At 62.7% G+C, this 25,078-nt stretch carries 20 protein-coding genes and 1 other RNA gene; 11 read left to right on the top strand and 10 right to left on the bottom strand.

Translation table 11 applies throughout. The features are described 5' to 3' along the window. Positions 1-101: 101 nt before the first annotated feature. Both ACA027_RS07855 and ACA027_RS07860 read right to left on the bottom strand, forming a co-directional pair. Positions 102-2,336: an EAL domain-containing protein gene (locus ACA027_RS07855; RefSeq protein WP_370681833.1), complete on the bottom strand. Its 2,235-nt coding sequence runs from the start codon at positions 2,334-2,336 to the stop codon at positions 102-104. A gap of 256 nt (positions 2,337-2,592) precedes the next feature. Further along, positions 2,593-3,516: a Ppx/GppA family phosphatase gene (locus tag ACA027_RS07860; protein ID WP_370681834.1), complete on the bottom strand. Its 924-nt coding sequence runs from the start codon at positions 3,514-3,516 to the stop codon at positions 2,593-2,595. Between the two features lie 298 nt (positions 3,517-3,814). Between ACA027_RS07860 and ppk1 the strand changes: the two genes are divergently transcribed. Beyond that, on the top strand, positions 3,815-5,881 hold the full coding sequence (gene ppk1 / locus ACA027_RS07865; RefSeq protein WP_370681835.1) for a polyphosphate kinase 1: 2,067 nt from the start codon (positions 3,815-3,817) through the stop codon (positions 5,879-5,881). Between the two features lie 214 nt (positions 5,882-6,095). Here ppk1 and ACA027_RS07870 read toward each other — a convergent pair whose 3' ends face one another. Next, the gene (locus ACA027_RS07870; protein WP_370681836.1) at positions 6,096-7,559 is read right to left on the bottom strand and encodes an exopolyphosphatase; all 1,464 of its coding nucleotides are present in this window, start codon (positions 7,557-7,559) and stop codon (positions 6,096-6,098) included. Positions 7,560-7,934: 375 nt separating this feature from the next. Between ACA027_RS07870 and pstS the strand changes: the two genes are divergently transcribed. The 7 genes from pstS (at position 7,935) to phoR (ending at position 14,607) form a co-directional block, all read left to right on the top strand. Then, positions 7,935-8,975 carry a phosphate ABC transporter substrate-binding protein PstS gene (gene pstS / locus ACA027_RS07875; protein WP_370681837.1) on the top strand — a complete coding sequence of 347 codons (1,041 nt, stop codon included), beginning with the start codon at positions 7,935-7,937 and terminating at the stop codon, positions 8,973-8,975. 161 nt (positions 8,976-9,136) lie between these two features. Then, positions 9,137-10,075: a phosphate ABC transporter permease subunit PstC gene (gene pstC, locus ACA027_RS07880; RefSeq protein WP_370682540.1), complete on the top strand. Its 939-nt coding sequence runs from the start codon at positions 9,137-9,139 to the stop codon at positions 10,073-10,075. After that, on the top strand, positions 10,072-10,956 hold the full coding sequence (pstA, locus tag ACA027_RS07885; RefSeq protein ID WP_370681838.1) for a phosphate ABC transporter permease PstA: 885 nt from the start codon (positions 10,072-10,074) through the stop codon (positions 10,954-10,956). Before pstC ends, pstA begins: the two co-directional genes overlap by 4 nt. Before the next feature lie 18 nt (positions 10,957-10,974). Then, the gene (pstB, locus tag ACA027_RS07890) at positions 10,975-11,757 is read left to right on the top strand and encodes a phosphate ABC transporter ATP-binding protein PstB (protein WP_370681839.1); all 783 of its coding nucleotides are present in this window, start codon (positions 10,975-10,977) and stop codon (positions 11,755-11,757) included. Between the two features lie 11 nt (positions 11,758-11,768). Beyond that, positions 11,769-12,470 carry a phosphate signaling complex protein PhoU gene (phoU, locus tag ACA027_RS07895; RefSeq protein WP_370681840.1) on the top strand — a complete coding sequence of 234 codons (702 nt, stop codon included), beginning with the start codon at positions 11,769-11,771 and terminating at the stop codon, positions 12,468-12,470. Positions 12,471-12,491: 21 nt separating this feature from the next. Further along, positions 12,492-13,187 (top strand): phosphate regulon transcriptional regulator PhoB, encoded by a 696-nt coding sequence (gene phoB / locus ACA027_RS07900; RefSeq protein WP_370681841.1) that lies wholly within the window; start codon positions 12,492-12,494, stop codon positions 13,185-13,187. A 70-nt stretch (positions 13,188-13,257) separates the two neighbouring features. Next, a complete protein-coding gene (phoR, locus tag ACA027_RS07905; protein WP_370681842.1) occupies positions 13,258-14,607 on the top strand; it encodes a phosphate regulon sensor histidine kinase PhoR in 1,350 nt (449 codons plus the stop codon). 71 nt (positions 14,608-14,678) lie between these two features. Here the strand turns inward: phoR and ACA027_RS07910 are convergent, their stop codons facing one another. From ACA027_RS07910 to trxA, 5 genes are all read right to left on the bottom strand, one after another. Next, positions 14,679-16,037: an MATE family efflux transporter gene (locus tag ACA027_RS07910; protein ID WP_370681843.1), complete on the bottom strand. Its 1,359-nt coding sequence runs from the start codon at positions 16,035-16,037 to the stop codon at positions 14,679-14,681. 2 nt (positions 16,038-16,039) lie between these two features. After that, the gene (locus ACA027_RS07915) at positions 16,040-17,731 is read right to left on the bottom strand and encodes a hypothetical protein (RefSeq protein ID WP_370681844.1); all 1,692 of its coding nucleotides are present in this window, start codon (positions 17,729-17,731) and stop codon (positions 16,040-16,042) included. Between the two features lie 118 nt (positions 17,732-17,849). Next, the gene (locus ACA027_RS07920; RefSeq protein ID WP_027015840.1) at positions 17,850-18,095 is read right to left on the bottom strand and encodes a type B 50S ribosomal protein L31; all 246 of its coding nucleotides are present in this window, start codon (positions 18,093-18,095) and stop codon (positions 17,850-17,852) included. Between the two features lie 184 nt (positions 18,096-18,279). Then, entirely contained in the window at positions 18,280-19,542 is a 1,263-nt protein-coding gene (gene rho / locus ACA027_RS07925) for a transcription termination factor Rho (protein ID WP_370681845.1), read from the bottom strand. Positions 19,543-19,818: 276 nt separating this feature from the next. Then, complete coding sequence (trxA, locus tag ACA027_RS07930; protein WP_370681846.1) at positions 19,819-20,151, bottom strand: thioredoxin TrxA; 333 nt, start codon at positions 20,149-20,151, stop codon at positions 19,819-19,821. 374 nt (positions 20,152-20,525) lie between these two features. Between trxA and ACA027_RS07935 the strand changes: the two genes are divergently transcribed. The 3 genes from ACA027_RS07935 to ACA027_RS07945 all read left to right on the top strand — a co-directional run bounded on the left by ACA027_RS07935 (position 20,526) and on the right by ACA027_RS07945 (position 24,290). Further along, complete coding sequence (locus ACA027_RS07935; protein ID WP_370682541.1) at positions 20,526-21,785, top strand: NAD(P)/FAD-dependent oxidoreductase; 1,260 nt, start codon at positions 20,526-20,528, stop codon at positions 21,783-21,785. A 241-nt stretch (positions 21,786-22,026) separates the two neighbouring features. Continuing rightward, on the top strand, positions 22,027-23,649 hold the full coding sequence (locus ACA027_RS07940) for an ABC-F family ATP-binding cassette domain-containing protein (protein ID WP_370681847.1): 1,623 nt from the start codon (positions 22,027-22,029) through the stop codon (positions 23,647-23,649). 194 nt (positions 23,650-23,843) lie between these two features. Next, positions 23,844-24,290 (top strand): GNAT family N-acetyltransferase, encoded by a 447-nt coding sequence (locus ACA027_RS07945; RefSeq protein WP_370681848.1) that lies wholly within the window; start codon positions 23,844-23,846, stop codon positions 24,288-24,290. A gap of 31 nt (positions 24,291-24,321) precedes the next feature. On the opposite strand, the gene ACA027_RS07950 is transcribed toward ACA027_RS07945, so the two are convergent. After that, positions 24,322-24,783 (bottom strand): GNAT family N-acetyltransferase, encoded by a 462-nt coding sequence (locus ACA027_RS07950; RefSeq protein ID WP_370681850.1) that lies wholly within the window; start codon positions 24,781-24,783, stop codon positions 24,322-24,324. Between the two features lie 137 nt (positions 24,784-24,920). Further along, positions 24,921-25,017: signal recognition particle sRNA small type (ffs, locus tag ACA027_RS07955), an RNA gene on the bottom strand. Between the last annotated feature and the right edge of the window lie 61 nt (positions 25,018-25,078).

A 25,078-nucleotide genomic window follows, 5' to 3' on the forward strand; every position in this document is an offset into this window, starting at 1 on the left:
TGACGGTAGCGTAGAGATGCTCTTGTTCTGGGAGCATTTCGTGTAGGTATACCTAGCGCTTAAGGGCGTTATTGCCTGAAATGAAGTGGCTTCGGCTGCGATCAATGCTGCAGCCGGTATTGCTGCAAAAAGCTGGCGAAATCCATGGCGGCCAGTGGGCGGCTGAAGTGGTAGCCCTGGGCTTCGTCGCAGCCTTGCGCGCGCAGAAAGTCCAGCTGCTCCTGGGTCTCTACGCCCTCGGCGGTGGTGCGCATGCCCAGAGCCTGGGCCATGCGGATGATGGCGCTGACGATGGCGCGGTCGTTGCTGTCGTGGTCGATGTCGCGGATGAAGGACTGGTCGATCTTCAGCTTGTAAATCTGAAAGCGTTTGAGCTGGCTGAGTGAAGAGTAGCCCGTGCCGAAGTCATCCATGGAAAGGCGTATGCCATGCGCATTCAGTCGGTCCATGGTGACGGTGGCGGTGCGCGGGTCTTGTACGGCTACGCCCTCGGTCAGCTCCAGCTCCAGCAAGTCGGGGGAGATGCCTGACTCCGTCAGGATGCGGCTCACCATTTCCGGCAGCTGGGGCTGGTGGAACTGGATGGCGGACAGGTTGACGGCCACCTTAATCCGCCCCAGCCCTTCGCCGCTCCAGTGCTTGAGCTGCTCCACGGCGGTGCGCAGCACCCATTCGCCAATTTGCAGAATCTGCCCGCTGTCTTCGGCCACGGGAATGAACTCTGCTGGGGAAATGGCTCCGAGCTCTGGGTGTTGCCAACGCAGCAAGGCCTCGGCGCTGCGAATGCCCCCCGTGTGCAGGCACACCTGTGGTTGATAGTGCAGCTGGAACTGGTTGCGCTCCAGTGCCCGGCGCAAAGCGTTTTCCAGCTGCAAGGCCCGTAGGGACTTGGCCTGCATTTCGGGTGTGTAGAAGCGGAAGGTGTTGCGACCATCCAGCTTGGCGTGGTACATGGCCACATCGGCGGACTGGGTCAGCGTATCGAAGTCCGTGCCATCTTGCGGATGCAGCGCAATGCCCATGGAAGGGGCAATCGTCAGCTCATGGCGCTCTATCTGATAGGGCTGCAAGGCCGCTTGCTGGAGCTTTTCCGCCACGCGCGCAGCCCCTTGGGCGTTGGCTCCGGGCAGCAGCAGCACGAATTCGTCGCCCCCCAGGCGGGCGACGGTGTCCCGTTCACGCACGGCAGCGCGCAGGCGCTTGCCAATCTCCACCAGCAAGGCGTCGCCCACCTTGTGGCCCAGCGAGTCGTTGACATGCTTGAAATGGTCCAGGTCCAGAAAGATCACGGCCAGCGGCGTGGCGTTGTCTGTGGCCGTCTGTATGGCGGCAGTGCTGCGCTGCGCGAGCAGGGTGCGGTTGGGCAAACCTGTCAGCGGGTCATAGTGGGCGAGCCAGTAGATGCGCTCCTGATCCTGCAGCCGGTCTTGCACCTCGCGGTGCAAGTCGGCGACCGTGGTGCTCAGCTCCTGGGTGCGCTCAAGCACCTGCTGCTCCAGCCGCGACTGAATCTGCGCCAGCTGCTGTTGTGTCTGCTTGCGGGACGTGATGTCTTCCAGTATCCAGACGCTGCCTTGCGTTGGGTCCGCCGCATCCAGCAGCTTGCAACGTATTTCGCAGTCAATGTGCGCGCCATCCTTGCGGCGCAGGCGAATCTCGGCATCAAAACGCAGGCCGTGGAGCAAGAAACTCTGGTTTTTTTGCTGCAGCAAGCCCCATGCCTGCGTGTCGGAGATCAGGCAATGGGGGGCCACCTCTTGCAACTCCCCTGTGCGGTAACCCAGCATCTGCTCCAGATGGGGGTTGCAGCGGGTGATCAGGCCATTGCGGTAGAAGGCAATGCCGATGGCAGCATGGTCAAAAAGCAGTTGTTTTTCGCGCACGGCATTGCCGAGCAAGGACTGGGCCTGCTTGTGCTCGTCGATGTCGTCGATGATCCAGACGGAGCCTTCGCTGGTGTCCTCGGGGTTGATGAGGCGGCCCGTCAGCGCTCCCCAGAACAGGCGGCCGTTTTGGCGCTGCATCAGGCGCTCGGTCTTGAATGTCTGGCCTTGGGACAAAAAAGGGTAGGCGCTGCGTCCCAGTGCGCGAAAGTCGGCGCGAGAGGGGTGAAAGGTGGCGCTGCTGATGCCCGCTACATCCTGAGGCGTTGTGTAGCCAAACATATCGGCATAGCGCTGGTTGCAGCGTACGATGACACGCTGGCGAATGAAAGCAACGCCTACGCCTGCACTGTCCAGCAGGGTCTGGTGTTCGCGCAGCAGACGCTGAATGGCCGCCGTATCGGCATGCTCAAGCGCCTGCGCGTGTGGAGAGACATCAAGCAGATGGGACATGTGCACAATGCAATGCGCAGGCAGAAAGAAAAAGCTGCAGCGCCTGGAGTCTGCAGCTTCTCAAGATGTTTATTTATGTTACACGCGTTGACCGATGCGCGTGCGCATGAGTGTCCTGCCTGTAGCGCGGGGTTCCACAAAATTTGACGCAGTGCAAGAAAGTGCGTAAGAGCTCATGCTAGTGGATGAGTGGCCTGTGGCGCTGCGCTTCTGGCCGACAGGGCGCCGAGCATGCCTGGTCGGCCTTGAGTCCATTTCAGCCGCCTTGCAGCAGGCTGGCCAGCAGTCCATGGCGCAATGCGCCCTGGGCCATGCGCATATGCTGCAGCTCCAACACCTCGAAAACCGCACACATCAGGCTGATGCCGCCACCAATGACGGGCAGAAGCTCCGGCTTCAGTCCCTGTAACTGCAGACGGTCGACATGGCCTAGTGTTTGCAGCTGCGCCCGCAGCTGCCACAGTGCTTCGCGTGTGATGGCTCCGGTGGGATGCCCCTGGGCACACAGCACCTTGCTGATGGCGCCTGCCGTGCCGGATGCGCCATACACCACGGCATCAGCGTGGGCTTGCAGGGACGTCAGCAGCACCCGTGCGGGGGGCAATATCTGCAAGGCGGCGGCATGTGCTGCGGCAAAGCAGTCGGCAGACAGCCTGCCCTGGGGAAAGAAGCGCTGGGACCAGGCGACGCTGCCCAGCGGATAGGAGCTGGCATGTTCCAGCCGGGAGCCGTGGCCCAGGGCCAGCTCTGTGGAGCGGCCACCGATGTCCACCACCAGCCGCAAGCCTTGTTGCTCTGGCAGAAAAAGCGACACGCCCTGGTAGATCAGCCGTGCTTCCTGTTCGCCCGTGATCACCTCGATGGGGCATTGCACAATGGCCGAGGCACGGTCCAGGAAACTGCTGCGGTTGGTGGCTTCGCGCAATGTCTGCGTGGCCACCACGCGGCGGTGGGTAGTGGGGACATGGGCCATCAGGGTGGCGTAGTGCTCCAGGCATTCCCAGCCGCGTTCCATGGCGTCGGCCTGCAGCAGGCCCTGGGCATCAAGGGCGCCCCCCAGGCGTATGGCTTCCTTGCGGTGCAATTGCAGACGGATGCGGCCGCGCTCTATGCGCGCGGTTTCCAGCAGAACGCTGTTGGACCCGATGTCGATCGCGGCCAGCGCGCTTCCTTCTTTCATGACATTGCCCCCAAACGAAGCCGCGCAGGTTACCACCGTTGCCGCTGGAATCATCCTTGCTTTGATTGATAGTGACTACACACTTTCTTTCAAAGCTTTGCGCGATGTCATCGATTTGTCATCAATTTGACATCGCCATCGCTAATACTTGCGTTTCCGCATTTTGAAATTGGACTTTTCTGTGCCTTCTAATGTTTTGGGTGACAACACCATGACAGTGGCGAGAGGGGACGATGGCGCGACGCAAGGTAGGCGGGATTTCAGAGGGGAGGGAGATGACAGTTTGCGTCAGGCTCCCATGACAGCGCCAACACCTGCGTTGCTGCCCCTGCTGGACCGGGATCTGAGCATCCTGGCGTTCAATGAACGCGTGCTGTACTGGGCGGTTCGCACCGATGTGCCCTTGCTGGAGCGGCTGCGCTTTTTGACCATTGTTTCGTCCAATCTGGATGAATTTTTCGAAGTGCGTGCAGCGCCGCAGGTCACCGCTATCCGCGCGGCGCAGGAGCAAGGCGCGGCCTTGCCTGCTGTGCTGCAGGCGTTGATCGATCGTGCCCATGCGCTGGTGGCGCAGCAGTACCGGCTGTACAACGAGGCCATCATCCCGGCGTTGGTGCAGGAGGGAATCCGTGTGGTGCCCCATCGCGATCGCACAGCTGCACAGCGCGAGTGGGTGCGCGGCCATTTCACCAAGGAAGTGCGGCCCTTGCTCATGCCTGTCGGCCTGGATCCCGCACACCCCTTCCCCAAGGTGGCCAACAAGACGCTGAATTTCATTGTGCGCCTGCAGGGGCGTGACGCCTTTGGGCGACACAACGATGTGGCCATCTTGCGTGTGCCCCGTGCGCTGCCGCGTCTGCTGGCGCTGCCCGCCAGAATGTGTGGTGGTCGGCGCCTGTTTGTCAGCTTGACCAGCATCGTGCGTGCCCATGTGCAGGATTTGTTTCCCGGGCGCAAGGTGCTGGAGTGCTCGCAGTTTCGCGTGACCCGCCACTCCGACTTGGCGGTGGATGAGGAGGATGTGCCCAATCTGCGTACGGCGCTGCGCCAGGGCCTGCACCACCGGCATTACGGCATGGCTGTGCGGCTGGAAGTGGAGGCGGGTTGCCCCGACCCGCTGGCCCAGCTGCTGCTGACCCAGTTCTCGCTGCCACCGCAGGTGCTGTTCCGTGTCGAAGGATCGGTGAATCTGGTGCGGCTTGCGCAACTGGTGGATCTGGTGGATGCGCCGAAGCTGCTGTTCCCGGCCTGGCAGCCGGTGTGGCCCCGTGGCTTGGTGCAGGGCCGCTCCCTGTTCGCCCAACTGCGCCGGCGCGATGTGGTGATCCACCAGCCGTTCGAGAGTTTCGACGGCGTGTTGGCATTGCTGCGTGAAGCAGTGAACGATCCCCGGGTCCTGGCCATCAAGCAGACCATCTACCGCACAGGTGCCGACTCCGAGCTGATGCGGCTGCTGGGCGAGGCCGTGCGCCGTGGCAAGGAAGTGATGGCGGTGGTGGAGCTCAAGGCCCGCTTTGATGAGGAGGCCAACATCAACTGGGCCGAGGCGCTGGAGGATGTGGGCGCTCAGGTGGTCTATGGTGTGGTGGGGCTCAAGACCCATGCCAAGATGCTGCTGGTCACCCGGCGTGAAGGCCGGCGACTGCGCCGCTATGGCCACCTGTCCACAGGCAACTACAACGTGCGCACAGCCCGCGCCTATACCGACCTGGGCCACCTGACGGCGGACGAGGCCATCACCGCCGACATGGATGCGGTGTTCAGCCACCTGGCCAACCAGAACCACATGCCCCAGTTGCAGCAATTGGTGATGGCGCCGTTTGCCCTGCATGACCGGCTGCTGGAGCTCATGGCCCAGGCTGCCGAGGCCGCGCGCCGAGGGCAGACCGCCCGCATCGTGGTGAAGATGAATGCGCTGACCGATGAAGCCTTGGTGCAAGGCCTGGTGGCCGCCGGGCAGGCCGGGGTGGACATTGACCTGATTGTGCGTGGTGCCTGCATATTGCCGCCGCAGCTGGCCGGGTATACAGAGCGGATCCGGGTGCGCTCGGTGATCGGGCGCTTTCTGGAGCACACCCGGGTCTTTTATTTCGCCTGGGGTGAGAAGGAGCAGTTGCTGCTGTCCAGCGCCGACTGGATGAGTCGCAACATGCTGCGCCGTGTGGAGCTGGCCTGGCCGGTGAAAGACCCGGCACAGCGCCAGCAGATCATTGATGAATGCCTGGTGGCCTATCTGCATGACGACCGTAATGCCTGGAGTCTGCAGCCCGATGGTCATTACCAGCCGCCTGTTGATCCTCGTACCGGTCATGGTGCCCAGCAGGCCTTGATGCAGCGCTACGGTGCTGTGGACACTGCCTTATAGCCCCTGATTGCAGGGCCTTGAAGGGCTATTGCCCCGCTCCTGAATACAGAGCTGCTCCCGCGCCATGGCTGTGCGGGAGCAGCTTTTTTTATGCAAAAACCAAAGCCGGCAGGGTCTGCGGTGGTCCATGGCCGCCCTGCTGCACAGAAGCTGCTTCCGTAGCCAAGGTCGTCGTCCCTCCAGGGAGGGAGCGACGAAGGCGACGCCCGGGGGGTCAGCTCTGCACCAGGTCCAGCTTCCAGGCCGTCTTGCTCCAGGCCTCGACTTCTTCGGCCAGCAGATGGGCAGACTGCGGAAACTGCTGGCTCCAGCCCGCAGGCAGGCACAGCGTGAAGCAAGCTGCCCGGCGCGAAAGCTGCAGGCCTTGCAGCATGGGGGCTTGGCGGGCGTGGCACAGGATGACGGCCAGGCGCAGGGCCAGCAGTTCCATGGCGCCGGGCGCCTGGGCGATGAACTCTTCCATCTTCTTGAGCTTGCCCCGGTGTCCCAGTACCAACTGCGCCAGATGCTGCAGCTCCGCCTCGGTAAATCCTTTGGCGCCGCAATGCTGCAGGATGTAGGCGCCATGGCGGTGGTAGTCGCTGCGGTTGATGCGCTGGCCTGCCTCATGTACCAGGGCCGTCCATTCCAGCGGGTGCTGGGGGGGCAGGGCCGTACCGGCCAGCTCGCGCGCCAGGTGCTGGGCCGTGTCTGCCACATGGCGGGCATGGGCGGTATCCACGGCAAAACGGTGGGCCAGGGCCTGAATGCTGGCGGTGCGCAGGTCGCCCGTGGGGAGGTCGGCGTCTGCCAGGTCGTGCAGCACGCCCTGGCGCAGCGCACCCTGGGCAATCTGCATCTGGTCTATGCCCAGCAGGTCAAAGGCGGCGCGCATGATGCTGATGCCGCCGGCCAGCATGGGGCGGCGGTCTTCACGCATGCCTTCCAGGCGAATGCGGTCCACCTGCTGGGCGCGCAGCAGCTGCTCCAGCAGCCAGTTCAGTCCGTCGCGGTCAATGACACCCCGGCTGCGCCCGTTGGCGATCAGCACCTCGCCCACTGCATTGGCCGTGCCGGCCGATGCATAGGCACGGTCCCAGCTGCCGGGGCGGAAGGTGTCCAGCGCCTCGTCCAGCACGGCCCGGGCCGCCAGCTCGGCATTGGAAAAGGCTTCTGCGGTCAGCAGGCCCTGGGGGAAGTAGCGCATGGACCAGGCCACGCTGCCAATGCGGTAGGAGGCCAGGGCCTCGGCCTGCACGCCGTGACCCAGCACGAATTCGGTGGAGCGCCCGCCAATGTCCATCACCAGGCGGCGTTCGTCGGTCATGGGCAGCTGGCTGACCACGCCGCGGTAGATCAGGCGCGCTTCTTCTTCACCGCTGATGACATCGATGGGAAAGCCCAGCAGCTCGTTGGCACGTTGCACAAAAGCTTCACGGTTGCGGGCTTCGCGCAGGGTTTGGGTGGCTACGGCACGCACGCATTCCGGTGCAAAGCCACGCAGACGCTCGCCAAAGCGGGCCAGGCATGCCCAGCCGCGTTCCATGGCTTCGGGGCTCAGGTTGCGCTCGCTGTCCAGGCCATTGCCCTGGCGCACGGTTTCCTTGATGTATTCCACGCGCTGGATTTGCATGTGTTCAAAGTTGCCTATCTCCAGACGGAAGCTGTTGGAGCCCAGATCGATGGCGGCAAGATTCATGGCGTGGGGCATGGAAGGCAAGAGTGACAAAGCGAGAAAGTGCGCAGCTTAGCAGCGTCGGTTGGCGCTGAGGTCCAAAAGACCGTGCGGCGTAGGGTGGGGTGTTGGACTTGCATGGCAGTGAGTGGCTGCGAGGCCGGGCTCGGAGTGGGGTGCATGCATGCTCGGCATGCCTGCGGACCTTTGACAAAATCCTGCACGCTACGCCAGCACCATGACAGTTGCATGACACAGCTGCCGATGACGGAAGACGGTCTTTGCGCCAGGTGGCAGGCACTTTGTCACTCGCTGAAATATGTCACGACGCTGTCATAAACAGTTTCTACATTCGCATCCATTGCTTTTATTGCTTTTTCCCCAACCAAGAGGTTTTTCATGAAATTGTCTGTATTGCGTGGTGTGGTGACGGGTGTGGTCGCTGTGGCCGGCGTGTCTGCTGTGTGGGCACAGCAAGAAGCCACGGGCGCGGGCGCCAGCTTCCCTGCTCCTCTGTACTCCAAGTGGGCCGCGGATTACAACAAGGCCACTGGTGTGAAGATCAACTACCAGTCCGTGGGCTCCAGCGCTGGTATCAAGCAGATCGAAGCCAAGACCGTGGACTTCGGTGCTTCGGACGAGCCGCTGAAGGACGACGAGCTGGCCAAGAAGGGCCTGGTGCAGTTCCCCACCGTGATCGGCGGCATCGTGCCCGTGGTCAACATCAAGGGCATCCAGCCCGGTCAGCTCAAGCTGAGCGGCCAGGTGCTGGGCGACATCTACCTGGGCAAGATTGCCAAGTGGAACGACCCCGCCATCGTGGCACTGAACCCCGGCCTGCCCCTGCCTGATGCTGCCATCGCCCCTGTGCGCCGCGCTGACGGCTCGGGTACGACCTTTGGCTTCACCAACTACCTGAGCAAGGCCAATGCCGAGTGGAAGGAAAAAGTGGGCGAAGGCAAGGCAGTGAACTGGCCTACCGGTGCCGGTGGCAAGGGCAATGAAGGCGTGGCCGCCTTCGTGGGCCGCCTGAACAACTCCATCGGTTATGTGGAGTACGCCTACGTCAAGCAAAACAAGCTGACGTTCGCTCTGCTGCAAAACAGCACTGGCGCCTTTGTGTCCCCCAGCGAAGCCACCTTCAAGGCCGCAGCTGCCGGTGCCGACTGGAGCAAGAGCTTCTACCAGATCCTGACCAGCCAGCCTGGCAAGGATGCATGGCCCATCACCAGCGCGACCTTCATCCTGATGCACACCAAGCAGGAAAAGCCCCAGCAGGCCGAAGCCGCACTGAAGTTCTTCCAGTGGGCCTATGAGTCTGGCGACCAGACTGCATCCGGCCTGGACTATGTGCCCATGCCCGACTCTGTCAAGCAAGTGATCTACAAGTCCTGGGCCCGCATCCAGGACGGTGCTGGCAAAGCCATCGCGGTGAAGTAATCTGATCGTTTAGTTTCGATGTCGCCGGTGCCTGCAGCGCCGGCGGCATGTCATTTCCCACAAGGTAGCTTCTCGTGTCTCAAATGTCTTCGGCCACTGCTTTGGCGGGTGCGCAAGCGCCAGAGCGCAAGGCCAGCGCTCCTTCGCCCCGCCGTTCGCCCCTGATCTCAGGGGTGGTGGCGGATCGTTTGTTTGCATTCTGTGCCAAGTCGGCGGCATGGATCACCTTGGGGCTGTTGGCCGCCATCATGGTGTCGCTGCTGATTGGTGCCTGGCCTGCCATCAAGGAATACGGCCTGGGGTTTTTGATCAACAGCGAATGGGACCCCGTGCAGGACAAGTACGGTGGCCTGGTGATGATTTACGGCACCTTGATGACCTCGCTGATCGCGCTGGCGATTGCGGTGCCGGTGAGTTTCGGTATTGCGCTGTTCCTGACCGAGCTGTCGCCCACCTGGCTCAAGCGTCCCCTGGGTACTGCCATTGAGTTGCTGGCGGCCGTGCCTTCCATTGTGTATGGCATGTGGGGCCTGATGGTGTTCGGCCCGGTGCTGGCCACCTATGTGCAGCAGCCGCTGCAGGCACTGCTGGACGGTGTTCCTTATCTGAGCGCGCTGGTATCCGGCCCACCGGTGGGCATCGGCATTTTGTCGGCCGGGGTGATCCTGGCCATCATGATCATTCCGTTCATTGCCTCGGTGATGCGCGACGTGTTCGAGGTGACGCCGGCCCTGCTCAAGGAGTCGGCTTATGGCCTTGGCGCCACGACCTGGGAAGTGGTGTGGAAAGTGGTGCTGCCCTATACCAAGGCGGGTGTGCTGGGTGGCGTGATGCTGGGCCTGGGCCGTGCCCTGGGTGAAACCATGGCCGTCACCTTTGTGATCGGCAATATGAACCAGCTCAATTCTCTGTCGGTGTTTGAGGCCGCGAACAGCATCACCTCGGCACTGGCCAATGAATTTGCCGAAGCGGGCGAAGGCCTGCACCAGGCGTCGCTGATTTATCTGGGCCTGGTGCTGTTCTTCATCACCTTTGTGGTGCTGTCTCTGTCCAAGGTGCTGCTCAACCGCCTGCAAAAAAATGAAGGAGCGCGTGCATGAGCTCAACCAGCCAACGCATGTTGCAAGAAGCGGATCTGACGGTGCGCCGTCAGGCCAAATACGCACGCCGCAAGCGGCTGAACCAGGTGGCATTGACCTTGTCGCTGGCGGCCATGGCCTTTGGCGTGTTCTGGCTGATCTGGATTCTGTGGGAAACCATCACCCTGGGCGTCAGCGGTCTGAATGCCGCGCTGTTCCTGGAGATGACGCCGCCGCCCAATGACGGTGGTGGTCTGGCCAACGCCATTTTTGGCTCTGCCACCATGGTGCTGCTGGCTACGCTGGTGGGCACGCCCATCGGGGTGATGGCGGGCGTCTACCTGGCCGAGTACGACCCGCGCGGCTGGCTGGCGCGCACCACGCGCTTTGTGAATGACATCTTGCTGTCAGCACCCTCCATCGTGATCGGCTTGTTCGTCTATGCCGTGGTGGTGGTGCGCTTCAAGAGCTTTTCCGGCTATGCCGGTGTCGTGGCGCTGGCGCTGCTGGTGATTCCGGTGGTCATTCGCACCACCGAGAACATGCTGGTGCTGGTGCCCTCCAGTCTGCGCGAGGCCGCCTATGCGCTGGGTACACCCAAGTGGAAGGTGATCAGCCGCATCACGCTGCGCGCCGCGCAAGCAGGCGTGATCACCGGTGTGCTGCTGGCCGTGGCCCGTATCGCCGGTGAAACCGCGCCCCTGCTGTTTACTGCGCTGAACAACCAATTCTGGAACGCCGACCTGTCCAAGCCCATGGCCAGCCTGCCGGTGACCATTTTCAAATTTGCGATGAGCCCGTACGAGAACTGGCAGCAACTGGCCTGGGCCGGTGTGTTCCTGATCACCATGGCCGTACTGGCATTGAACATCCTGGCGCGTCTGTTGACCCGTCAAAAGTAATAGCAAGGAAAACTGCAGATGTCTGCTTCTACCGTGAATTCGGCCTCCTCCGCCAAGCTGTCAGTGCGCGATCTGAACTTTTTCTACGGCAAGTTCCACGCCCTCAAAGGCATCAATCTGGACATTCCTGAAAAGAAAGTCACTGCCTTCATCGGTCCTTCGGGCTGCGGCAAGTCCACCTTGCTGCGCACCTTCAACCGCATGTTCGAGCTCTATCCCGAGCAGCGCGCCGAAGGCCAGATCATGCTGGATGGCGAGAACCTGCTGACCAGCAAGCAAGACGTGGCCCTGATCCGTGCCAAGGTGGGCATGGTGTTCCAAAAGCCCACGCCGTTTCCCATGTCCATCTACGACAACATTGCCTTTGGCGTGAAGCTGTTCGAGAACCTGAACGCGGCCGATATGGACGACCGCGTGGAATGGGCGCTGCGCAAGGCTGCGCTGTGGAACGAGGTCAAGGACAAGCTGCAGCAGACCGGTTCGGGCCTGTCTGGTGGTCAGCAGCAGCGTCTGTGCATTGCCCGGGGCATTGCCATCAAGCCCGAAGTGCTGCTGCTGGACGAGCCTTGCTCGGCGCTGGACCCGATCTCCACGGCCAAGGTGGAAGAGCTGATTGCCGAGCTGAAGAGCGAATACACCGTGGTCATCGTGACCCACAACATGCAACAGGCCGCACGCTGCAGCGACTACACCGCCTATATGTACCTGGGCGATCTGGTGGAGTTCGGCGAGACTGAGCAGATGTTCTTCAAGCCCCAGCGCAAAGAGACCGAAGACTACATTACCGGCCGCTTTGGCTAAGGAGCAGCAACATGACAGACAAGCATTTATCGTCGCAGTTCGATTCGGAGCTCAACCGCGTTTCCGCCCGCGTCATGGAGCTAGGTGGCCTGGTGGAGCAGCAGATTCACCAAGCGGTGCACGCGCTCACACAATTCAGCACGGAGTCGATTGCGCAAATCCACGCCAACGAAGACCGGGTGAATGCCATGGAGGTGGAGATCGACTACGAACTCTCTTCCATCATCGGCCGTCGCCAGCCCACGGCGCGCGATCTGCGCATGCTGATGGCCTTTTCCAAGGTGACGGCCAATCTGGAACGCATGGGCGACGAGGCCCACAAGATTGCCCGCATGGTGCAGTCCATCATCGAAAGCGGTGCCGCCCGCTCCCTGCCCGCAGGAGAGCTGCGCGTGGCCGCCGAGATGGCCTCTGCCATGCTGCGCAAGGCCCTGGATGCGCTGGCACGTTTGGACACCAAGACTGCAGTGCTTATCCTGAAAGATGACGATCTGATTGACGATGAGTTCGATGGTTTTGTGCGCAAGCTCATCACCTACATGATGGAAGACCCGCGCAAGATCTCGCCCAGTCTGGATCTGTTGTTCGTGGCCAAGGCCATCGAGCGTATTGGTGATCACTCCAAGAACGTGGCTGAACTGATCATTTACCTGGTCGAGGGCAAAGACATTCGCCACCAGAGCATGGATGTGATCGAGTCTGCGGTGAAGTGAGCGAGAAACGGTATTTTTGGAATGAAGAAAAATCCCCGAATCCTGATCGTGGAGGATGAGCCTGCGATTGCAGAGCTGATTGCAGTCAACCTGCGCCACAACGGTTTTCAGCCCATCTGGACGGAAGATGGCGCCAGCGCCCAGCGAGAGCTGGATGCGGTGCTGCCGGATGTCATCTTGCTGGACTGGATGCTGCCAGGCTCCAGCGGGCTGGCACTGGCGCGCAAATGGCGTGCAGACTCTCGCACCAAGCACATTCCCATTCTGATGCTGACGGCGCGCGGCGATGAGCCTGACAAAGTGGCCGGGCTGGATGCCGGCGCCGACGACTACATCACCAAACCCTTTTCCACCCAGGAGCTGCTGGCGCGCATTCGCGCCGTGCTGCGTCGGCGGGCGCCTGAACAGGTGACGGCCCGGGTCGCAGTGGGTGATCTGGAGCTGGATGCGGCTACCCACCGCGTGGCCTATAGCGGTGAAGCCTTGAAACTGGGGCCCACCGAATTCAAGCTGCTGAACTACCTGCTCAACCACCCTGAACGCGTGCACAGCCGTGCCCAGTTGTTGGACAAAGTCTGGGGTGACCATGTGTTCATCGAGGAGCGCACGGTGGACGTGCATGTCAAGCGCTTGCGCGAAGCATTGGGCGAAGCCGGCGCCATGGTCCAGACCGTACGCGGTGTAGGCTATCGCCTGAGCGGGCCGGCGCAAGGCTGATCGGCACACAGGGCCGCCGCGTGCGGCCGGGCTGTGCAGGCAGCCGACATCCAACCGAAGAGAATCAAACATGACATGGCGTGGATTGGCATTGGCGCTGGCACAGGTGGCGCTGGGCGCACTGGGCTGGTGGCTGGGGCAGGCTTGGGGTGCGTTGGCCGGTGTGGTGCTGGCCTCCTGGCTGTGGCTGGCGTGGGATATGTGGCATGCGCGCAAGCTGCTGCTGTGGCTGCGCTCCACAGAATTGCCACTGGCGCCATCCATGTCCGGTGTGTGGGGGGAGCTGGCCACCCGCATGCGCCGTTGGCTGCGTCTGGATGCACAGCAGGTGCAGCAAAGCGAGCAGCGCTTGCAGGATATTTTCTCGGCCCTGCAGGCCAGTCCTAATGGTTTGATTTTGTTGGATGCAACCGGTCACATCGAGTGGTGTAACCAGACGGCTGAGCAGCAGTTCGGCCTGGATGCCGAGCGGGATTTGCAGCAGTCCATTGGCAATTTGGTGCGGGACCCCGCATTCAGTGCCTACTGGACGCGGCATGATTTCGTGCAGCCTGTGCTGCTGCAAGGCCGTGACAGCACGCCGGGGCGGCCCATGCGCCTGTCGGTGCAGCTGTATGCCTATGGTGATGGACGCCATCTGCTGCTGTCGCGGGACATCACGGCGCTGGAGCAGGCCGAAGCCATGCGCCGCGACTTTGTGGCCAATGTGTCCCATGAAATCCGCACGCCGCTGACGGTGCTGCTGGGGTTTGTGGAAACCTTGCAGACCCTGCCGCTGGAAGAGGGCGAGCGCAAACGCTATTTGTCGCTGATGGCACAGCAGGCGGCGCGCATGCAAAGCCTGGTGCAGGACTTGCTGACGCTCTCGCGCCTGGAAGGCAGCCCATGGCCGGCGCGGGATGACTGGATTCCGCTGGCGCCGCTGCTGAGTCAGTGCGAGGACGAAGCCAGTGCGCTGTCCGACATGCTGACCCGCAAGGCGGGTGCGCCGCATGCGTTGGTGTTCCCCACAGCGGCTGCGCTGCAGTCGGACCTGGCCGGCGTGTCAGCCGAGCTGCACAGCGCGTTTTCCAACCTCATCAGCAATGCCATTCGCTATACGCCGCCGGGTGGCAGCATCACCGTGCGATGGCAGCCCCATGCCGATGGCAGTGCCACGTTCTCCGTGCAAGACAGCGGACGCGGTATCGACCCGGAGCATGTGGGCCGGCTGACGGAGCGGTTTTACCGCATTGACCGCAGTCGCTCGCGTGAGACCGGGGGCACAGGCCTGGGGCTGGCCATCGTCAAACATGTGCTGCAGCGCCATGGCGCGCAGCTGCACATCGCCAGCGTGTTGGGGCAGGGCTCCACCTTCTCGGCAACCTTCCCGGCCGGGCGGCTGCGCCCCCATGGCCCAGCATACGCTGCGCAGGCCTAACTGCCTACGGACAGGTCAAGGAGGGATGGTGGTGCGCGCGTCACCGAAGCCTGCCCTCCGGCACCAAGAATTTATGCTGCCTGGCCGGCAGTGCTGGAGATGCGGTGCAGTTGCTGGCGCAGCATTGCTGCAAAAATAATAGCTGTCAACGTTAGTGCTGCGGCGCTGGTGGCCCAAAAGGCTGTGGGTTCACCCAGCCAGGTGGGTGGCCATTGCAACTGGTAGGCCAGCAGATAGCCGCCCCCCAGTCCCACGCCCCACAGCAGCAGGCCGTAGGTCAGCAGCGGTGCCAAGGTGATGCGAAACGAGCGCAGCACAAAGATGCAATAGCACTGCACGCTGTCTGCCAGGTGGTAGAGCGCGACCCATACCAGCAGGCCGCCAGCCAGGGCGGCGACGGCCGCATCGCGGGTGTAAAAGCCCAGGATGGCATCGCGCGCCAGCCACACCCCCAGGGCCAGGCACAGGCCCAATGCCGCCGCCAGCTGCAGCCCTTGGCGGGCCATATGCGCGGCCAGAAGCGGGCGCTGCGCCCCCAGCCAGTAGCTGACGCGGGCGCTGGTGGCAATGGCCAGGGACAGCGGCACCATGTAGCACAGTGCGGCCAGGTTGGCTGCAATCTGGTGGCTGGCCGAGGACAGGCTGCCCTGGCGGGCAACGAACAAGGCCATCAATGTGAAGGATGTCACCTCCACCGAAATCGACAGGCCGGCGGGAATGCCGATGCGGGCAAACTGCCGCAGCTGGCTCCAGTCGGGTGCTTCCATGCGGCGCCACAGCTGCAGCGGGTGGTAGAGCGAAGCCGTACGCAGCAGCCACAGGGCCAGCAGCAGCATGGCGTATTGCACCAGCAGCGTGGCCCAGGCACAGCCGGCAGCGCCGAGTGCGGGGACGCCGGCACCGCCGAAGGTGAACCAGATCGACAGCAGTATCTTGGGTAGCAGGGAGAGCAGCTGCAGCATGGTGACCAACTGGGGATGGCCCAGAGACTGGTTCAGCGTGGTGAACAGCCGCAGCAGCAGGGCGGCAGGCAGGGCCAGTGCCACGATATGCAGATAGGCGCGCACTTCGGGCTGCAGGGCAGGCGGGACTTTGGCGGCCTGCAGCAGCGGGCCGGGCATCATCAGCACGGCCATGCCCAGGCAGGTGGCCAGCAGGCACAGATAGAGCGACTGGCGAAAGCTCTGGCCTATGCGCAGGGGCTGCCCTTGTCCATGCTGCTCGGCCCAGATGGGCAGCAGGGCTTGCAGCACGCCCATCAGCGAGATGTAGACGCTGACAAACACGGCGCTGCCCACGGACAGGGCGGCCAGGGCCGTGGCGTCGTAGCGGCCGGCCACCATGGTGTCGGTGACGGCAAAGGCCATCACGGCCAACTGGCCTGCCAGCACGGTGCCGGCGTGCCGGGCCAGAGTGCGCAACTCACTCATGTTCAGGGCCTGCGCTGCAGGATCAGCAGCAGATCGTCATGGTCGGTGGGGCGGGCTTGGGTGGCGAATGGCTTCCAGGGCGCGGTGGCGGCGGGCGACAGCGCGGCCCAATAGCGGGGCTCGGTAATGGTCCAGTCGCATTGCTGGGCGCGGTCCACGCGGAACAGTTGTTGCTTCCAGGGGCCGTAGTAGTGCAGGGCTGCCACCTGGCCGCTGCTGAGGCCTGCTACGTTGACGCAGGCCGTCTCGGCAGGAATGGCATTCACGAGCAGCCGCATCTGGGGTGCGTAGCTGCGCGCGTAGTCCAGTGCGGGCAACCACAGCGTCATCAGCAGCACCCAGCCCAAGGTGGCGCCGCCTGCAGGCAGGACCAGGCTCTTCCAGATAGCGGCGCGGTGGCGGCGGGTGCGCCAGGCGACCAGCAGCAGCCAGCTCACGGTGGCGAACAGCGCCACGGCAAAAGGTAGCCAGGAAAAGCTGGGCGTGAAGCCGGGGGCCAGCCTGGCCACGTTGGCGGCTGGCTTGGCGGGAACTCCCGTCATCATGGACATCCAGATCACCCAGATGGCAATGGCCGATACGGTAAAGAAAATCAGCGTGAACCAGTCGATCAGTGCGCCGATGCTGCGTTTGAGCGTGGGCAGCGCAAAGGCGGCCAGGGCCGAGATGGCAGGCAGGCCCAGCAGCAGGGCGCGGTCGGCAGGGTGGGTGAGTGCGGCCGAGGTCAGCGTCAGCAGCCACCACCACAGGGGCAGGCTCAGGTGTGGGTGGCGCAGCAAATCCAGCACCTGTCGGCGCCAGCGCCACAGCGTCCACAGGGCCAGCGGCCAGGCCGGCCAGCTGAACCAGGTCAGCAGGCGGAGCAGGCTGCGCCATTCCCGGGGCTCGCTCGAGGGGGTGATGCGCCATTCCCACATATGGAGCTTCCAGGCCACAAAGCTGGAAAACGCCACGGCACACAGCCACCAGGCTGCCCAGGTGCCTTGGTGGGGCAGCTCGGTGCTGCGGCTGCGCCAGGTGAGGACGGCCACGCCCAGGCCCATCAAGGCCGCCAGCGATGGCGCACCGCTGAGCACCAGGCCCAGCATGCCGGCGCTGGCCAGGGCGATGGCCCAGCGTGCGTGGTAGGGCATGGAGGCCGCAGCCAGCAAGGTGAGCGTGGCACAGGCCAGCTGGGCCAGGTAGCTGCTGGTTTCGTGGGTCAGCTGGGCCAGGCCCAGGCAGGCCAGCAAGGCCAGCAGGCCTGCATCGGCCATGGCGCGGGCGTAATCCTGGGGGCGGGCTTCACCGCCAAAGGCAAAGGCCACGGGCTGCGCGCCGGGCGTGCGAGCCAGGTAGTACACCGTCCACCACATGGCCGTGAGCGTCAGGGTCAGCAGGGCAATAAAAGGCAGGCGCACCACCCACTCGGGGCTCCAGCTTGTGGGGAAGATCTGCAGAGCCCATGCGCCCAGCCAATAGGGCAGAAGGCCTTCGGTGGAGGGGGCCTGGCCCAGCAGCGAGGGGTTGAGCCATGGCGTGTCGCCAGCAGCCAGGGCGCGCATATAGCCGAAGGCGGCAATGTCGGTGTCCCGCCATGGGCTGCGACCTATGAATCCTGACAGGATATAGGCCGCGCACAGCAGCCACAGCGTCCATCGGGGCAGGGCGCGCACGGCATTCTGGGCAACAATGGCTGGGCTGGGCGGATTCATGGTGAGTCAGGCAAAAGGCGTCACACAAGCCGGCAGTGACGCAGGGCATGCGCGTGCCGCGGCAAACAAAAAGGCAGCGCGGTCGCCCGGGCTGCCTGGATGGCGAAGGAAGTAAAGCTTACTTCTTGCCGAAGCGGTTGCGGAAACGCTCCACGCGGCCGCCCATGTTGTCCACGGACTTTTGGGTGCCAGTGTAGAAGGGGTGCGATTCGGAGGAGGTATCCAGCTTGAACAGAGGGTATTCCTTGCCTTCGAAGGTTTCGGTTTCCTTGGTGTTCACGCACGAACGGGTCACGAACTTGAAACCGTTCGACAGGTCCGCGAACAGCACTTCGCGGTAGTTGGGGTGAATGCCTTCTTTCATGATCAATCCTTTGGGTCAAGTGCGGTAGCCGTGCCTAACCTGCTACAACCCTTGTAGCAGTCATTCATTAAGCGTACTTTCCGCAATAGAAAAAGCCCCCCATTATAGCGTGGAGGGCTTGAGGTGTGCTTGATGTCTTTCGCTGAAAGCCACAAGCCAGGGGGTAAGCCCCTGTGTTGGGTACTTAGCCGCCGCGGCGCATGGCCTCGAAGAACTCCACGTTGGTCTTGGTTTCCTTCATCTTCTTGATCATCAGCTCCATGGACTCGATCTCGTCCATGTTGTACATGAACTGGCGCAGGATGCGGGTCTTTTGCAGGATCTCGGGCGGCAGCAGCAGCTCTTCGCGGCGGGTGCCGCTCTTGTTGAGTTCGATGGCCGGGAACACACGCTTTTCATAGAGGCGGCGGTTCAGGTGCAGTTCGCTGTTGCCGGTGCCCTTGAATTCTTCAAAGATCACTTCGTCCATACGGCTGCCGGTGTCGACCAGGGCGGTGGCGATGATGGTCAGCGAGCCGCCTTCTTCCACATTGCGGGCCGCGCCAAAGAAGCGTTTGGGGCGTTGCAGGGCATTGGAGTCCACGCCGCCGGACAGCACCTTGCCGGAGCTGGGCACGACGTTGTTGTAGGCGCGGGCCAGGCGGGTGATGGAGTCCAGCAGGATGACCACGTCCTTGCCCAGTTCCACCAGGCGCTTGGCGCGTTCGATGACCATCTCGGCCACGTGCACGTGGCGGGTGGCGGGTTCGTCGAAGGTGGAGGCAATGATTTCGCCCTTCACCGAGCGCTGCATTTCCGTCACTTCTTCAGGGCGCTCATCCACCAGCAGCACCATCATGTGCACGTCGGGGTAGTTGGCCGTGATGGCGTGGGCAATGCTTTGCATCATCATGGTCTTGCCGCTCTTGGGCGGTGCCACGATCAGGGCGCGCTGACCGCGACCGATGGGGGCAATGATGTCGATGATGCGGCCGGTGATGTTCTCTTCGCCCTTGATGTCGCGCTCCAGGCGCATTTGCACCTTGGGGAACAGCGGGGTCAGGTTTTCGAACATCACCTTGTGCTTGTTCTGCTCGGGCGAGCCGCCGTTGACCTTGTCCAGCTTGGTCAGGGCAAAGTAGCGCTCACCGTCCTTGGGTGTGCGCACTTCGCCTTCGATCATGTCGCCGGTGTGCAGATTGAAGCGGCGGACCTGGCTGGGCGAGATGTAGATGTCGTCCGTGCTGGCCGTGTAGCTGGTGTCGGGGCTGCGAAGAAAGCCAAAGCCGTCGGGCAGGATTTCCAGCACGCCATCGGCAAACACTTGTTCACCCGCCTTGGCGCGCTTTTTGATGATGGCAAACATCAGTTCCTGCTTGCGCATACGACCGACGTTTTCGATCTCAAGCGCTTCGGCCTGCTTCAACACTTCGGACACGTGCAGTGCCTTGAGTTCGTTAAGGTGCATGGAATTGCTCCGGGAAGGAGTCTTTCAGAAATCAGGGGGTGGGCGTAGGGCGCCTGGATAGACCAGTGATTGCGTGGTCTGTTGGCGCTGCCGAAAGAGAAGGGACTGCGATCGCCGATGCTGCGATACGAAGTCTTGGGCAATTATGACAGGAAAAGCTGCGATATGGCTAGCATGGCCCGTGCAGCGGCTGGAGTGTTGTTGACTGGGGCCGCAAACTGCCCAAAAAACGACGCCTGGCGCGGTGAGCGGCCAGGCGTTGGGGTCAGGGGCGTATCAGGCCAGGTTCTGGTCGATGAAGGCCGTCAGCTGGGCCTTGGCCAGGGCGCCGACCTTGGTGGCCACCAGCTCGCCGTTCTTGAACAGCATCAAGGTGGGGATGCCGCGAATGCCGAACTTGGCCGGGATTTCACGGTTCTCGTCCACATTCATCTTGGCAATGCTCAGCTTGCCCTCGTAGGCGCCAGCCACATCATCCAGGATGGGCGCGATCATCTTGCAGGGGCCGCACCACTCGGCCCAGTAGTCCACCAGCACCGGGGTGCTGGCCTGGAGCACGTCGGCTTCGAAACTGGCGTCAGAGATATGCTTGATCAGGTCGCTGGCCATGGGGTTCCTTATTGCTTGCTTGTTGCAGAACGAAATCAAAAAATGGGTTGGCACTCGGGCGCCAAGACTGCTGGCATTGTCGCAGAAAGCAATTTCCAGTCTGGGGATGTGGGCTGTGCTCCGCCTGCTATGACTGTGATAGTTTTTCCTGCCGACGAATGGCTGGCTGGCTGTGTACCGCCGTTGTCTGCACTTTGCATCCTTGTCCGGTGCCCAGAGCCATGGAAAGTCGCCAGGCTACCGCCGCCGGCGCCTGCAGGCTGGCCATGCTGGCGCCACAATGCGGCCTCTTTGCTGTGCTTGATGGAAAGCTCTTTGGTATGTCTGCTCCCCTGTCCCCTTTTGCCGTCGCGACGGAAACCGCTGCCTTTGTCATGGAGGGCGGGATCTCCATCATCGGAGCCGGCCCCGCAGGGCTGATGGCGGCCGAGGTCTTGGCCAGTCAGGGGCATGAGGTCCATGTCTGGGACGCCAAGGCATCGGTGGGGCGCAAGTTTTTGCTGGCGGGCAAGGGTGGCATGAATCTGACGCACTCCGAAGCGTTCGAAAGCTTTGTCACGCGCTACGGCAGCAGCAGCGAGCCGCTGCGGCCCATGCTCCAGGCCTTTGGCCCGCAGCAAGTGTGTGATTGGGTGCATGGTCTGGGTCTGGAGACTTTTGTGGGCTCGTCCGGACGGGTGTTTCCCAGTGACATGAAGGCCGCACCCCTGCTGCGGCTGTGGATGGCGCGGCTGCGCCGCCTGGGCGTGCAGTTTCATATGCGCCACCGCTGGACCGGCTGGGCGGCGGATGGCGCGCTGCGCCTGGTGTCCGAAACTGGTGAAGTCACCGTGCGCCCGCGCGCCACGCTGCTGGCGCTGGGCGGCGGCAGCTGGGCCCGCCTCGGCTCGGACGGCGCATGGTTGCCCTGGCTGGCAGCGCGCGGTGTGGATGTCGCGTCCCTGCAGCCATCGAACTGCGGTTTTGATGTGGGTGGACTGCGCGGTGACCCTGCGGCCCAGGGCTGGACGCCTTTCTTTGCCGAGCGCTTTGCCGGCCAGGCTTTCAAGTCGGTGGCCATACAGTTCACCGACAGCCAGGGTCGCAGCTTTGCGCGCCGTGGTGAATTTGTGGCCACGCAAACCGGTATCGAGGGCAGCCTGGTCTATGCCGTCTCCAGCTTGCTGCGTGACGAGATTGCGCACTCGGGCAGGGCCACGCTGCATCTGGACCTGCTGCCGGCGCACAGCGCGGAGCGGGTGTTGGAGGCCGTGCGCCATCCGCGCGGTGCGCGCAGCCTGTCCAGTCACCTGAAAAGCCGGTTGGGCCTGGAGGGGGTCAAGGCCGCTGTGTTGCGGGAGGTGTTGGACAAGGATGGCATGGACGACCCTGTGCGCCTGGCCCAGGCCATCAAGGCCTTGCCGTTGACCGTGGTGGCGGCCCGCCCCATTGATGAAGTCATCAGCACTGCCGGCGGTGTGCGCTGGCAGGCCGTGGATGACATGTTGATGAGCCGGAAACTGCCAGGCTTGTTCTTTGCCGGAGAAATGCTGGACTGGGAGGCGCCCACGGGCGGCTATCTGCTCACGGCCTGTATGGCCACCGGGGTGCGGGCCGCGCAAGGCATACAGCAGTATGTGGCGCAGCCTGACTGAGCGAGGAGCGCAGGCAGAGGTGCTGATCCCTTTGCAAGGCACAGCCTGTCTGCGTGATGTGCTGCAGTTTGAGGAGTGGCGCTCCTCGTGGTTTGGCGCTGTGCGCGGCTTGGATTAAGATCCACGCTTTCGCACTCAACCAGGTATTCGTCCCATGCGCCATTGATGCCGCCGTTTTTGCAACGGCCTAGCTTTCGTCCCCACCACCGGGTTGGGGATTTATTGGCTTCTTGGCATCGATATGACGAATACCTTTCTTACGCTGCAAGGCGTGTCCCTTGTTTTGCCCCATGGCAAAACGCTTTTTACCCAGCTCGACGCTCAATTCGACGCCAGACCCACGGGCCTGGTCGGCCGCAACGGCGTGGGTAAAAGCCTGTTGGCGCAGATGCTGGCAGGCCAGATTCAACCCAGTGCGGGCCAGGTACTGAGCGCCGGGCGCGTGCACTACCTCTCACAGCAAGCCATTACCGAAAGCGCAACAGTGGCGGCCCTGGCCGGTGTGCAGCCCACGCTGGATGCGCTGCGCCGCATAGAAGCCGGCAGCACCGATGTGGCGGACTTTGAGGCTGTGGGTGATCGCTGGGACTTGCAGCAACGGCTGCAGGACGCGCTGCAGGCTCAGGGGCTGGGCCATGTGGGCATAGATGCCCCGGTGTCCGAACTCAGTGGTGGCCAAGCCATGCGCGTGGCCTTGATGGGGGCCTTGCTGCTGGATGCAGACTTCCTGATTCTGGATGAGCCCAGCAATCACCTGGACCGTCCCAGTCGGGCCGCCTTGCTAGCGCAACTGCGCCAATGGTCCCAAGACTGGGGCAAGGGCTTGCTGGTGATCAGCCATGACCGGCAGTTGCTCAACACCATGGAGCGCATGGTGGAGCTGACATCGCTGGGCCTGAGCAGCTGGGGTGGCAACTACGACTTTTACGAACAGGCCAAGGTCCAGCAAGTCGAGAACATGGCCGAGCAGCTGCAGCAGGCCAAGCTGGAGCGCAAGCGGCAGCAACATGTCTTGCGCGAGCAGCAGGAGCGCCAGCAAAAACGCGAGGCGCGTGGCAGGCTGCAAGGGCAGGAGGCCAACCAGGCCAAGATCTTGCTGGACCGGCAAAAAGAGCGCAGCCAGGGATCGGCCGGCAAGCTGGCCTTGCAGCAGCAGGCCCAGCGCGAGCAGCTCAATGCCCGTGTGCGCGAAGCGGCCGCGCAGCTGGAAGATGAGCAGGCCATCGTGCTGCATGCGCTGCCGCCCATGGCCGGCGGCGTGCGCACCGTGGCCGAGCTCGACGGGGTGCGCCTTCCTTTTGTGCAGGCCTCGGAGGCCAGGGTCAGCATGCGCCTGGAAAGTGGCCAGCGTGTGGGCGTGCTGGGGCCCAATGGCTGTGGCAAGTCCACCTTGCTCAAGCTGCTGGCAGGCCGGCTGGCGCCGCTGGAGGGAAGCTGCAGGCGCGTGGGGCACAGTGCCTATCTGGACCAGCAGTTGGACCAGTTGCCGCCGGATCGCACGGTGCTGGAGCTGATGCAAGAGGCCAATGCCGCGCTGCCCGAAGCCGCTCTGCGCATGCGCCTGGCACAGCTGGGTTTGACGGCGCAAAAGCTGGCCCAGCCCTCAGGCAGTCTGAGTGGGGGCGAGCGCTTGAAAGCCGCGCTGGCCTGCGCGCTCTACGCCGACCCACCCGCACAAATGCTGCTGCTGGATGAGCCCAGCAACCACCTGGATCTGGTCTCGCAAAAAGCCTTGCAGCAGATGCTGGCGGGCTACCAGGGTTGCCTGGTGGTGGTCTCGCATGACGATGCGTTCTTGCAGCAGCTATTGCTGTCACATCACCTGGTGTGCGCGGAGGAGGGCTGGAAGATGGAGGCTTGCTAGAGTTGTCCCCGGGCTGGACTACAGCATTGGGGGTGGGCGAGGCGGCGGAGCAGGGTAGGCCTGCGGCATTGTTATCTTTCAAAATGCTTTTTGCATGCAGATACCGTAGCCAGGCGCTAGATTCGGTTTGTGCCTTTGACGAGTGTTGTTGGCATCAAGGCTTTGGTCGCGGGATTTTTGGAGGAAACCATTGCATGGCCACCGTATTCACCTTGCTCAATGCGTCCACCATCCCTGCATTTGCGGGCTTGTATGTGGCTGTTTTTAATGCCCCGCCGTGGAATGATGGCTGGGAAGCGTCTGTCGCTGTGGAGCGGTTGAATGCGTTTGCCGGGCACCCGAAATTCCATGGGCTGGGCATGCAAGTGGATGGTGCGCCGGTGGCGCTGATTTTGGGTTGGGGTGAGCGCTGGATACGGACTTGGCATTTCCACATCAAGGAAATGTGTGTGGCGCCCCATCTGCAAGGCCGGGGTCTGGGTGCAGCGCTGCTTGCAGAGCTGGAGAGCAGGCTGGCTGAGATGGGCTACACACATGTGCACCTGACCACGGGGCAGGCCGTGCCTGCCCGGCATTTTTACCAGCGCCATGGCTACCGGGACTTGCCGCTGTTATCGCTGGGCAAGCGCTTGCAGGCTTGAGTGGCAGCCTGCAATGACTTTGAACACGTTCTTAGCCCGGAGTTTTGAACTTCAAAAAACGCTGGCCTTCGTATTCCAGTGTTCCCGCAAACGAGAAGCCATATCTGGCCAGGCCTCTGGTGCGCACGCGGCTCGGTGGCAGCAGAATGCTGACCGGGCCTATGCCCAGCAAGGCCTTGCTGCTCATGAAGGCGCGAAAAATGGCTGCGCCCTGGCCCCAGTACCGGGGCAGCAGCACCAGGGCAAAGTCGGCCTCATCGCCTTCGCGCTGAAAACCGCCCCAGCCTGCAAAGCGGCCATCAACCCGGATGGCGCGTGGCCCGTAGCCATGCACCTGCCATTGCCCGTCCTTGCCGTTGGCCCAGTCGGCGACAGCGCTCTCATCCCAGCGGGTATCGGCCAGCGGCATGTGGCGGATCACGTCCGGGTGGTTCAGCAAAACCATCCAGTCTTGGACGGGGATCTCGGAGAAGGGGTGCAGGGAAAAGGCCATGGCCTGGGGGCTCTTGTGGGCAGGAGGCAGCACAAAGGTGGCGTAAGCCAAGCCGCGCAAACACTGCGCGCAGCAACATCAAGAGAGCACTTTCTTTGGAAGACAGGTTCTTGTGGTGAAAGAACTTTCCATCGAAAGGTGACGAGCCTTACCCTCGGCACTGGTTTCACAGTTAGGGCTGCTTGGTTCCCCACCTGACCCGGTTGGCCGCTTCCCCATGCGAGGAGGCCCGTCAAGGCGAATTGTACCCGAGGAATGCGGCGGCTTCGTGGTCGATGCCAAGCCGGGCCAAGGT

The sequence above is a fragment of the Comamonas sp. GB3 AK4-5 genome (genome assembly GCF_041320665.1).
In the GTDB taxonomy this organism is placed as follows: domain Bacteria; phylum Pseudomonadota; class Gammaproteobacteria; order Burkholderiales; family Burkholderiaceae_C; genus Comamonas.

What these genes read in the sequence shown, in the direction of transcription:
- ACA027_RS07855 (WP_370681833.1), bottom strand. Translation starts at nt 2,336, where the DNA reads ATGTCCCATCTGCTTGATGTCTCTCCACACGCGCAGGCGCTTGAGCAT.
- ACA027_RS07860 (WP_370681834.1), bottom strand. Translation starts at nt 3,516, where the DNA reads ATGAAAGAAGGAAGCGCGCTGGCCGCGATCGACATCGGGTCCAACAGC.
- ppk1 (WP_370681835.1), top strand. Translation starts at nt 3,815, where the DNA reads ATGACAGCGCCAACACCTGCGTTGCTGCCCCTGCTGGACCGGGATCTG.
- ACA027_RS07870 (WP_370681836.1), bottom strand. Translation starts at nt 7,559, where the DNA reads ATGAATCTTGCCGCCATCGATCTGGGCTCCAACAGCTTCCGTCTGGAG.
- pstS (WP_370681837.1), top strand. Translation starts at nt 7,935, where the DNA reads ATGAAATTGTCTGTATTGCGTGGTGTGGTGACGGGTGTGGTCGCTGTG.
- pstA (WP_370681838.1), top strand. Translation starts at nt 10,072, where the DNA reads ATGAGCTCAACCAGCCAACGCATGTTGCAAGAAGCGGATCTGACGGTG.
- pstB (WP_370681839.1), top strand. Translation starts at nt 10,975, where the DNA reads ATGTCTGCTTCTACCGTGAATTCGGCCTCCTCCGCCAAGCTGTCAGTG.
- phoU (WP_370681840.1), top strand. Translation starts at nt 11,769, where the DNA reads ATGACAGACAAGCATTTATCGTCGCAGTTCGATTCGGAGCTCAACCGC.
- phoB (WP_370681841.1), top strand. Translation starts at nt 12,492, where the DNA reads ATGAAGAAAAATCCCCGAATCCTGATCGTGGAGGATGAGCCTGCGATT.
- phoR (WP_370681842.1), top strand. Translation starts at nt 13,258, where the DNA reads ATGACATGGCGTGGATTGGCATTGGCGCTGGCACAGGTGGCGCTGGGC.
- ACA027_RS07910 (WP_370681843.1), bottom strand. Translation starts at nt 16,037, where the DNA reads ATGAGTGAGTTGCGCACTCTGGCCCGGCACGCCGGCACCGTGCTGGCA.
- ACA027_RS07915 (WP_370681844.1), bottom strand. Translation starts at nt 17,731, where the DNA reads ATGAATCCGCCCAGCCCAGCCATTGTTGCCCAGAATGCCGTGCGCGCC.
- ACA027_RS07920 (WP_027015840.1), bottom strand. Translation starts at nt 18,095, where the DNA reads ATGAAAGAAGGCATTCACCCCAACTACCGCGAAGTGCTGTTCGCGGAC.
- rho (WP_370681845.1), bottom strand. Translation starts at nt 19,542, where the DNA reads ATGCACCTTAACGAACTCAAGGCACTGCACGTGTCCGAAGTGTTGAAG.
- trxA (WP_370681846.1), bottom strand. Translation starts at nt 20,151, where the DNA reads ATGGCCAGCGACCTGATCAAGCATATCTCTGACGCCAGTTTCGAAGCC.
- ACA027_RS07935 (WP_370682541.1), top strand. Translation starts at nt 20,526, where the DNA reads ATGGAGGGCGGGATCTCCATCATCGGAGCCGGCCCCGCAGGGCTGATG.
- ACA027_RS07940 (WP_370681847.1), top strand. Translation starts at nt 22,027, where the DNA reads ATGACGAATACCTTTCTTACGCTGCAAGGCGTGTCCCTTGTTTTGCCC.
- ACA027_RS07945 (WP_370681848.1), top strand. Translation starts at nt 23,844, where the DNA reads ATGGCCACCGTATTCACCTTGCTCAATGCGTCCACCATCCCTGCATTT.
- ACA027_RS07950 (WP_370681850.1), bottom strand. Translation starts at nt 24,783, where the DNA reads ATGGCCTTTTCCCTGCACCCCTTCTCCGAGATCCCCGTCCAAGACTGG.